The sequence below is a fragment of the Arthrobacter sp. JCM 19049 genome (genome assembly GCF_001310435.1).
In genome coordinates this window covers 1-9,362 of record NZ_BAXF01000061.1, presented here as the reverse complement: position 1 = coordinate 9,362, position 9,362 = coordinate 1, and the positions used below count along the sequence as shown (strand labels likewise).

The window sequence follows — 9,362 nt, the reverse complement described above, 5'->3', positions numbered from 1 at the left end:
CCGCCGACGGCGGGGCGGCGGAACCGGGCAGGGACATGCCCAGGGCCTCACCGATGGAGGCCATGGTGTTGGCCGTGTACATGCCGCCGCACGCGCCTTCGCCCGGGCAGATGGCCCGTTCGATGGCGTCCAGGTCCTTTTCGCTCATCTTCCCTGCCGCGCAGGCGCCAACGGCCTCGAACGCGTCAATCAGGGTAACGTCCTTCTCCGTACCGTCTTCCAGCTTCACCCAGCCGGGCATGATGGAGCCGGCGTAAAGGAAGACGGAAGCCAGGTTCAGGCGGGCCGCGGCCATCAGCATGCCGGGCAGGGACTTGTCACAACCGGCCAGCAGGACCGAGCCGTCCAGGCGCTCGGCCATCATCACGGTTTCCACCGAGTCGGCAATCACTTCACGCGAGACCAGTGAGAAGTGCATTCCCTCGTGTCCCATGGAGATGCCGTCCGAGACGGAGATGGTGCCGAACTGCATCGGGAAGCCGCCACCGGCGTGGACGCCTTCCTTGGCACCCTGGGCCAAACGGTTCAGCGAAAGGTTGCACGGGGTAATTTCGTTCCACGAGCTGGCGATACCGATCTGGGGCTTGGCAAAGTCCTCATCACCCATGCCCACGGCGCGGAGCATGCCCCGGGCGGGAGCGGCATGGATACCATCGGTCACCGCGCGGGAGCGTGGTTTGATATCTGGGGTCGTTTCCTGGCTCATGAGAAAGATTCTAGAAGTCAATATGACCAATTGGACAACCCGTGACGCGACAATGACACATTTCGCCAAAAGCGCTCATTGATCATTTTGTTCAGCATTCTTAGTAGAGTGTGAGTCATGGACACACGCCCAGACGAGAATCCGACCGACACCGTCAAGCGCCTGCTGCATGAGGCGTTTGATGCACAGATCCCCAACTTCGCTAGCTACAACCTGGTCGCGGCGGTGGGACTGGCCGGCAGCGGCGGATTGAAGGTCATCGGGTATCGGCGCCAACCGGCAGAATTGGTGCTCGCCCCCATCGATCCGGCAGACCTGAGGGCCGCCGAGGACGCGATCACCATCAACAACACGAACGTCAACCAGCTCGCGCTGGTCAATGACGGAGGCTATGAGATCGCCACCTCCACCGGCCGGGTGTTCCGCTTCAACGTGGATGCACACCCGAACGTGGACCTGCATCTGGATGATGCCGTGGTGCAGAGCGTGGAGTTGGATCAGGAATCGGACGCAGCGGACTTCGCCGAGTTCATGCACCATTTCATGAACACCATCGAGGGCACCGAGAACTTCGTGTAACCCGCCGGCTCATCGCTCAGCCAAAGAAAAGTCGTCGGCGGTGAATCAACACCTGCCATCGGCTCCCCGACTTTCCTGCAAAAGCTCCCTGCTCAACGGTGATCCCGAGGGGCAGGGAGTTTTGCGTATCCGCTCATCCACAACCTCGGGTCGCAGCCCACTTTTTTGCTTTCTCTCCCGGAACAACCCCCGGCAAACCTTATGCAACACCTGCTGACCCGTTCGGCGTGCGATGGTGCTTGGCTCCAAACCGGCACCGGCCGCCAAGTTTCGGGGTTGGAACTCAGCGGCCGGTCGACAGTTGGGCGGCGATCCATCGGAATATGGCGTATTCCGCAGTATCTACCGTCGTCGTTATTAGTAGGGCCAGAGGCCGCCTGCCGGGGTGCTGATCCCGTGGCTGTACGGCCACAGACCACCGGCGGTGGTATCCCCCTGGGAGGCGGAACTGACGCTGACACCGACCACCAGGGCCATGGCCGCGGCGGCCAGTGCGATGAGTTTCTTGACGTTCTTCACGGGCAGTACCCTTCTCGAAATGCGCGGCTCGTGCCGCGGCTCCTGCCGAAGCGCAACGAGCCAAGGTAAAGCCTAGTGAAGCCTGAGAATGAGAACAAGGAATCTGCACAATTAAACCCATCTGATGCGATACTGATGCAGTGGATCATTTTCGTCACGGCTCAGCCGCCCAACTAAAGGTCGCCGAGGTACTGCGTGCCGCACGCGATGGCGAACATGAGAAGGTCACCCTCCAAGGCCCCCAGGTACTGGCCCAATTGGATCCGAAGACCGAAGCGTCAACCTATTGGCTGGTGCAGGAGGCCCTGTGTTCGGCCGCCCATGCCGTGGATGACTACGAACTGATGTGCCGGGTAGCGGATCAGATGAAACAAACCGCCGGGCAGCTGAACCGCACCGACCTGACCATCAAGGCGCTGCTGGCCCAATCAACCGCACGGCGCTGTGTCGGTGATGACGCCAACGCACTGTCCCTTGCCCGCCAGGCCCAATGCCTGGTGCGTGAACTGGACGATCAGTCTCCGGTACGGGTCCAGCTCTACCAGGTGCTGTTGGCCGCACTGGTAGAAGCCGGGCACCCAGATGAAGCGTGGCAACTGCACCAGCACCTGGCAGGCTCGCTGCATCTTGTTGCCGACGGACAGGAGCAGGGCAAGGCGTATTGGACGCTGGGCAACCTGGCCTTCATGGTCTGCGAACCGGATTTGGGAGTGCACTACCACCAGCGCGCCGCGGAACTATTGGTCCCGGCCCAGGACATGGTCCTCTGGGCGCGCTTCAACCGGGCCACCGCCGAACTACGACTTCAGGCCGGGATCCTAAACGAACAAGTCCAGGATTGCCTGCAGCGGGCCGAGCTGGCCTTTGGACTCATCGAGGCCGGCGACCTGGACCACGCCGGCCTGTGTCTGACACGTTCTCGCGCCGCCGCGGTCCAGGGCGACCCTGCTCGCGCCATGGCCATTCTGGAGGATTTCACCTCCCGTTATAGTGGTGCACCTGAGCATTTGGTTCCCCTTTTCTCCTGGTGGGCGCAGCTGCTGGAGCAGGCCGGGGAGCCGAAGGCAGCGCAGCACAAACGCGACCAGGCGCAGCAGGCAGGAAAGGACGGTTCGTGACGCACGCCGAAATGGATCCGCGGATCCAGGACATCGTTGACTCGATCCTGAAAATTGCCGGTGGAGACTTCGCTGTCTCTCTGCGGCCTAGCCAACAGCGTGATGACATCGACGCGATCATGGTGGGGATCAAGGCCATGGCCAATCGCCTCTCGGGCACCTATGAGGAGCTCGAGCAGCGGGTGCGCCAGCGAACCCACCTGCTGGAGTCCGCGAGGGACAAAATGGAGGTGCTGGCCTACACCGATCCGCTCACGTCCCTGGCCAACCGGGCCGCCCTGATGCGCGAACTCGCCTCACAGCTGGATGCGGCACATCGCGCCGAACCGGTCAGCACGTTGTTCCTGATTGACCTGGATGACTTCAAGCCCATCAACGACATCCACGGACACAACGCCGGAGACCGGGTGCTGCAGGAAGTGGCAACCCGGCTGCGTCAGAGCGTGCGTCCGGGAGATTTGGCGACACGGTTGGGTGGAGATGAATTCGCCATCCTGGCCCGCGTGGATGCCTCAGCAGCCAAGACGATGGGTCAGCGCCTGCTTCAGGTACTGCGTGAACCGGTGGAAGTCGGCCCGGCAAACATCACTCCGGGCGGCAGCATCGGGTTCTGCGTAGGCCACGAATCACTCACCGCAGAACAATGGCTGGAGTGCGCCGATACAGCCATGTACGTCGCCAAACGGGATCCGAAGGAAAAGGTCCAGCAGTTCGAGGACTTCATGCTCTACGAACGGCATCGCAAGGCCTTGCTGAGCACGGAGCTGCGCACGGCCCTGGCCAGCGGGCAAATCCATCCGGCCTACCAAACGGTGATCTCGGTGGTGGACGCGCCGAAGTCGGGGTCGAAGCCCTGGCTCGGTGGGAACACCCGGAATTGGGCGAGCTCTCCCCGGCGGACTTCCTGCCGCTGGCGGCCGAATCAGGCTTGCTCAGCCAGCTCACCACCCGGCTGCTGGATTGTGCCTGGCCGACCTGGGACAGTGGCGGCGAGGGCAACGGGTCTCCGAGGACTTCCGCGTCCAAGTTAACGTGACCCCTTCGGAGCTGACGGATCTTGCCTTCTCGGACAAGGTCACCCAGAAGTTGCGTGAACACGAAATCCCGCCCGAGTGCCTGGTCATCGAGGTGACCGAGGAACGCTACATCTCCGGGGATCGCCCGGAGCTGTATTCACTGCGGGCCTTCGAGAGTTGGGGGTTCGGGTCTTCATTGATGACTTCGGTGCGGGCTATTCGTCCTTCGGCTATCTCAGCAAATTGCCGGTGGCCGGCGTGAAAGTCGACCGTTCCATCACCATCGGAGTGGACAGCAACCCCAAGCAGCGGGCCGTCATGCAGGCCGTGTTGGACCTGGCGGTGGCGTGTGGCTTGGAGTGCATCGTGGAGGGCGTGGAAACCGAGGCCGAAGCCGCCGTGCTGCGCACCCTGGGAGCCCACTGCCTTCAGGGATTCCTGTTTGGCCGTCCGGGACCGTACCCGTCGATTTAATCCTAAATCCCTAGCTTCGCAAGCTAGCATTTACGTTATCTTTAGGTAGACTCGCGTTGAGAACAGCTTTTGTTGCCCTCCGCTCACCCCACTCGCATCGAGGTGACCGGAGGGATTACTGATCAGAATGTCGGGGGAACGATGATCACTGAGACTGCAGTCCTACCTGAATCCAGCCATGAACACTGGGATTTAAACTGGGAGGAACGGGGATATCACGTCCTGACCTTCAAGGAGGGCTCGGTCCTCACGGTTCCCATGCTGGCGGAAATCTCCGCAGAGCTCCGCAAGCTGCACACGGCCGATGAGATCAAGGTGATCGCGGTGATCGGTGGACTGTCCGACGTGTGTCCCGATGTTTCCACCGAGGTGGCCAAATCCCGTCCCACGAGCCGTGTGGCGTTGCTGGGGCAAAACCATGTGGATCAGGTGCTCTCGGGATTTATGCTCTCCGATTTACGCGATTCGCCGATTGGCAAGTACGTCACCACCATGGACGAGGCGCTCGCCCATCTTGGGTACTGAGGGCCAAGCGCTGGAGGCGGAACACAACCGCCGGTAAGCTGCCCTACTTCGAGGCAGAAGCGCTGGCCGACGGCGTCGCGGATTCCTGACCCTTTTCCTGCTTCTTGGACTCCTGTTCCTTGGTGCCTTGCTCCTGGATGAGTTTCTGCACCGTCGCGTTGTCCAGCACGTCCCATGGCGACTCCGCGGCGCCTTCCAGCGCAGCCTGCGGCGATTGGGCCGAATTCCACCACTTGGCCTGCATGACGCGCCCTTCGAACAGCACGCGGTCACCCTTGGTGTAGACCGCGTCGGCAGCCCACTCTGGATAGAGGCCCTTGGGGGCAGTGACCACCGGCGCCGGCTTGTCACCCGGCAGAACCGGACCGACCAATTGCCATGGCGAAGGCTGCCCCTCGGCTGCGGGGACGTCCGGCGCCGTGCCCTGCGTCCACCACTTGGCCTCGTACACGTTCTTGCGCCACACGGTGCGATCGCCCTCAACGTACGCGGCGCTCTCATTCCAAATCGGGTACGGGCTGGTGGCCGGATCATCGACGATCGCGGTTTCCACCGGGGCCGGTTCCGGGCTTGGTGCAGCCTCCGGGGCCGGTGCCGAGTCCACCCCGTGTCCCAACCCGTCAGAGAGGAGCTTGGTGAACTGCCGGTCCTCCTGCGTCACGCCGCTGCAGTTGTTTGATACCCGGCTCGGATCCGGGAAGTTGTCCCCACAGGAGTAGTCGCGGTTGGCGGACCAGAAGGAGACACGCCCGAGGCCTTTTTCCTTGACGAAATCGTTCAGGTCCTTGGCATCCTGCAGGTCGAAGACCTCCCCGAGCAGGTCATTCTGGCCAATCATCGGGGTAACACCGATTTTGCGCCACAGGCTCTGCTCCCCCAGCTGCTGGCCATGCTCACGGTAGGCGGTAGACAGCTGGCCGCGCGCACTTTCAGCCGCCTGGATCGAGGCCTGCGCCATGGAGTCCCCCTCCTGGCGGGTCTGCCCGAAGTTCATGGTCATCAGATTGACGCCAGCAAGATCGACGCCGGCGTCCAGCATCCGGTTCACCTCGGCCAGGCCCTCGGGGGCAAGGCCGAACGTGGCGGCGGGAAGGGTCAACCACACCTCGACCTGGGTTTGCTGCTGCAGCTGCGCCACCGCCGCTGCCCGTCGCTTCCCGCCCGCAACATTGGTCAGGTCATCGGCTTCGATGTCCAAATCCAGGGTGGTGGATTCGTAGCGTTCCAACAGCGACTTGTAGGCGGAAGTAATCTTCCCCTCGTCCTGACATGCGCTGGCCAGTTCGTCGTTGAGCAAACCGCCGGTGGAAATCACCACTTTTCCGCCGGAGTCCTTCACCCGCGCCACCTTGCGGTCCAGGTCAAAAGTGTCCGCGGCCTCGTCCATAGAGTAGAAGCCGCCCCAGGAAGGGGCGCACGCTTCATCCGGATCGGCGACGATGAATCCCAGCACGACGCGTTCCCCCTGAGCCACGGCTCCCCCAATGTCATAGAACGGGGTGGACGTGGAGTCCACGTACGCTCCGAACCACTGGTCGCTGCCCGCCGCCGCGGCACGGTCCTTGGCCCGGAACCACAGCGCCAGGGAACCGGCCACGAGCCCGGCAATCACGAGCAGCACGATCAGCAGGCGAAACACGGAAAGCCGGCGGCCCTGGAACTGAATTGCCATGGGTTCCCCTTTAGGAATCACAGGAGGTGAAGAGAGATGAAGATGAGGCGCAAAACCGCGGCACCACTGGCCAGACCAGCTTCCTGGACGACCACTGACAGTACACGGCCTTAAGGACATCTTAAGGCTGTAGTTTAGAATTATGCTAGTTGGGTGCCCCGGGGCATCCCGCTTCTAGGACCGGCTTTTCCCGCAGATTTTTCCGCCCACCCGGCGGCGCGGCAGCGTCCGGTCATACCGCATCTTCTGGGAGGAAACCTGCATGGGCGCAGGCAAGCACACCACCGGTCAAGCGACCGAAAGCCGGCGACGGCAATGGGGGTCGGAGAAACGCTCCGAGCCCTTGTCCATCGTCCATCCGACCCCTTCCAAGGCGAAGCTGGCATGGGGACGCGTGGCCATTGTGGTGACCGTGCTGTCCTGGGTTGCCTATGTCATCACCACCATCCTGCGCCAGCTGGCGAACAATCCCGGGGCCGGCTTCCGGTTCCAGTTCGAAGCGGTGCTGTATCTGATTGTGGTGACGTTCCTGACCTTCTCTGCCCTGATGTACCTCACGGCACGCCAGGGAGCCCTGAACCGGTTCGCCACCCACCAGCGGGTTCCGCGCGGAGAGCTGGACCGGCACTTTCGGGAACACACCGAGGGGATTACGGTCCTGGTACCAGCTATGCCGAGGAACCGGCGGTCGTACGTGCCACGCTCTGGTCCGCGGCCCTGCAGGAATTCCCGCAGCTGCGGGTTGTGCTGCTGATTGACGACAATCCGCACCCCACCGATCCCGCGGTACGAGAACGCCTGGACGCCACGCGGGCGCTGAGCGGGCAAATCGCCACCGCGTTGGCCGAGCCGGCCGCCCACACCCGCAGGGAATTGCAGGCGTTTCGTTCCGCCCGCGCCCAGGACGTCAGCCCCGAAGCACTGTTGCCGGCGCTGATTGCCACCTACCGTTGGTCCGCCGAGTGGCTGGACTCCATGGCCGCCAATGAGGCCGTCACCGACCATGTCGAGGAGTTCTTCGTTGATTCGGTGCTCATGGGCCTGTCCCGCGAACTGCGCTTGACCTTGCTCGCCCTGGAGCCGCCGCGGCACAACACTCGGCGCCGGACCTTGAACGCATGGAAGAGCTGCACTTGCGCCTGGTGCGGATCTTCTCCGCACAGATGGACAACTTCGAGCGCAAGCGTTACGCCAGCCTCTCCCAGGAGCCAACAAGGCCATGAACCTGAACTCGTACATCAGCCTCATGGGCAAGACCTGGCGTAAAGAACAGCGTGGGGACGCGCTGGTGCTGGTGGAGCAGGCGACACCGCAAGCCGAGGCAACGGAGCACTCTTCCGATAACCTGCTGCACGTCCCGGACAGCACCTACCTGCTGACGTTGGATGCCGATTCCCTGCTGCTGCGTGATTACTGCCTGCGCCTGGTGTATTTCCTGGAATCCGAGGAGAACTCGCGCATCGCCGTCACCCAGACTCCGTACTCTTCCTTCCGCGGTGCCCCGACCCGGATCGAACGCATCGCCGGGGCGACCACCGATATCCAGCACATCCTGCATCAGGGCATGACCCGGTACAACGCCACCTTCTGGGTGGGAGCCAACGCGGTCATCCGCAAGCGCGCCCTGCAGGATATTGCCCAGGTCAACACCGTGGGCGGCTATGAGATCTATACGTACATCCAGGACCGCACCGTCATCGAGGACACCGAGTCCAGCATCGACCTGGGAACCCACGGGTGGGGCTTGTCAAACTACCCGGAACGCCTGAGCTACAGCGCCACTCCCCCTGACTTTGGTTCCCTGGTGGTGCAGCGCCGCCGCTGGGCCAACGGCGGATTGCTGATCATGCCCAAGCTCTGGACCCAAGCCCGGGAGCGACGCCGTGAACGGCGTCCCATGGGATTGCGGGAGGTGCTGTTGCGGGTGAACTACATGTCCTCCATCGCGTGGGCCAGCTTCGGCCTGGTCTTCCTCCTGGCCTACCCGTATGACAGCCGCCTGCTCAGCCCCCTGATCTTCGCCGCCGCGATCCCCTACTTCTTGTGCATGGGCAGCGACCTGCGCGACTGCGGTCACCGCTTCGGCGATATTTTCCGCATCTATGGCTTCAACCTGGTGCTGTTGCCGGTGAACCTCGCCGGGGTCCTGAAATCCATCCAGCAGGCATTCACCGGTGAAAAGATCCCATTCGCCCGCACCCCGAAGGTCCGTGACCGTACCGCGGCACCGGCCCTGCACGTGCTGGTCCCCTACCTGATCGTGATCTTCTCACTGTTCACCCTGTGGCGGGATCTGCAGCACCAGAACTGGGGCAACGTGGTGTTCGCGGCGATCAACGCCACCCTGGCCGCCTACGCCATCCGCGCCTATGTCGGAATCAAGAACTCGGTGGCGGACATGGGCCTGGGACTCATTTCCTGGCTTTTTGTCGCACCCAAGCCCAAGGCGCAGCCCGCGCCGGTTCACCCCCAGGCAACACCGGAGACCACGGACTGGGCCACCATCCTGTATCAGGCGACCGCCGCCTGAACCGGGACCTGCGGGGCTCGGAAGACCGCCGCAAACGCATAGGCATTCGCTAAGTGGGCCTATGAGCCGCCTATCTGCCCTAAACCTGCTGAAGAAACTCACTTAGCGCAGCGCCACTAGGCCACTGATGGGAGGACCCGCGCTCCGGCAGCTGGCCGGAGGTGCGGGTCTCTGCCTCGGCGAGCCTATGCTTGCCGGGCGGCGGTCTTCAAGGCCGGCAACA

At 62.8% G+C, this 9,362-nt stretch carries 9 protein-coding genes and 2 pseudogenes; 8 read left to right on the top strand and 3 right to left on the bottom strand.

Features of this window, described 5'->3' with window-relative positions; translation table 11 throughout:
- A partial coding sequence (locus JCM19049_RS05045; RefSeq protein WP_279402497.1) for a dihydroxy-acid dehydratase occupies positions 1 to 706 on the bottom strand: 706 nt, incomplete at its 3' end.
- A gap of 117 nt (positions 707 to 823) precedes the next feature.
- Between JCM19049_RS05045 and JCM19049_RS05040 the strand changes: the two genes are divergently transcribed.
- Positions 824 to 1,285, top strand: a complete 462-nt coding sequence (locus tag JCM19049_RS05040; RefSeq protein ID WP_054821021.1) for a hypothetical protein — start codon at positions 824 to 826, stop codon at positions 1,283 to 1,285.
- Positions 1,286 to 1,642: 357 nt separating this feature from the next.
- Here the strand turns inward: JCM19049_RS05040 and JCM19049_RS18715 are convergent, their stop codons facing one another.
- Positions 1,643 to 1,804 carry a hypothetical protein gene (locus JCM19049_RS18715; protein WP_171021268.1) on the bottom strand — a complete coding sequence of 54 codons (162 nt, stop codon included), beginning with the start codon at positions 1,802 to 1,804 and terminating at the stop codon, positions 1,643 to 1,645.
- Between the two features lie 140 nt (positions 1,805 to 1,944).
- Here JCM19049_RS18715 and JCM19049_RS05035 point away from each other — a divergent pair, with 140 nt between their 5' ends.
- The 6 genes and pseudogenes from JCM19049_RS05035 to JCM19049_RS05015 all read left to right on the top strand — a co-directional run bounded on the left by JCM19049_RS05035 (position 1,945) and on the right by JCM19049_RS05015 (position 4,937).
- Positions 1,945 to 2,922, top strand: coding sequence for a hypothetical protein (locus JCM19049_RS05035; RefSeq protein ID WP_279402496.1), 978 nt, complete (start codon positions 1,945 to 1,947; stop codon positions 2,920 to 2,922).
- An 11-nt stretch (positions 2,923 to 2,933) separates the two neighbouring features.
- Positions 2,934 to 3,617 (top strand): annotated as a pseudogene (locus JCM19049_RS05030) (diguanylate cyclase domain-containing protein); the annotation flags it as partial.
- Entirely contained in the window at positions 3,566 to 3,958 is a 393-nt protein-coding gene (locus JCM19049_RS23165) for an EAL domain-containing protein (protein WP_374700234.1), read from the top strand. The pseudogene JCM19049_RS05030 and the gene JCM19049_RS23165, both read left to right, overlap by 52 nt.
- The gene (locus tag JCM19049_RS05025) at positions 3,883 to 4,200 is read left to right on the top strand and encodes an EAL domain-containing protein (protein WP_374700233.1); all 318 of its coding nucleotides are present in this window, start codon (positions 3,883 to 3,885) and stop codon (positions 4,198 to 4,200) included. Before JCM19049_RS23165 ends, JCM19049_RS05025 begins: the two co-directional genes overlap by 76 nt.
- The gene (locus JCM19049_RS05020; RefSeq protein WP_279402495.1) at positions 4,116 to 4,412 is read left to right on the top strand and encodes an EAL domain-containing protein; all 297 of its coding nucleotides are present in this window, start codon (positions 4,116 to 4,118) and stop codon (positions 4,410 to 4,412) included. The genes JCM19049_RS05025 and JCM19049_RS05020 overlap by 85 nt, the downstream gene beginning before the upstream one ends.
- Before the next feature lie 141 nt (positions 4,413 to 4,553).
- Positions 4,554 to 4,937 (top strand): hypothetical protein, encoded by a 384-nt coding sequence (locus tag JCM19049_RS05015; RefSeq protein WP_138178393.1) that lies wholly within the window; start codon positions 4,554 to 4,556, stop codon positions 4,935 to 4,937.
- 43 nt (positions 4,938 to 4,980) lie between these two features.
- Here JCM19049_RS05015 and JCM19049_RS05010 read toward each other — a convergent pair whose 3' ends face one another.
- Positions 4,981 to 6,609, bottom strand: coding sequence for a carbohydrate-binding protein (locus tag JCM19049_RS05010; RefSeq protein ID WP_279402494.1), 1,629 nt, complete (start codon positions 6,607 to 6,609; stop codon positions 4,981 to 4,983).
- A gap of 262 nt (positions 6,610 to 6,871) precedes the next feature.
- Here JCM19049_RS05010 and JCM19049_RS05005 point away from each other — a divergent pair.
- Positions 6,872 to 9,192 (top strand): annotated as a pseudogene (locus JCM19049_RS05005) (glycosyltransferase family 2 protein).
- Positions 9,193 to 9,362: the final 170 nt, after the last annotated feature.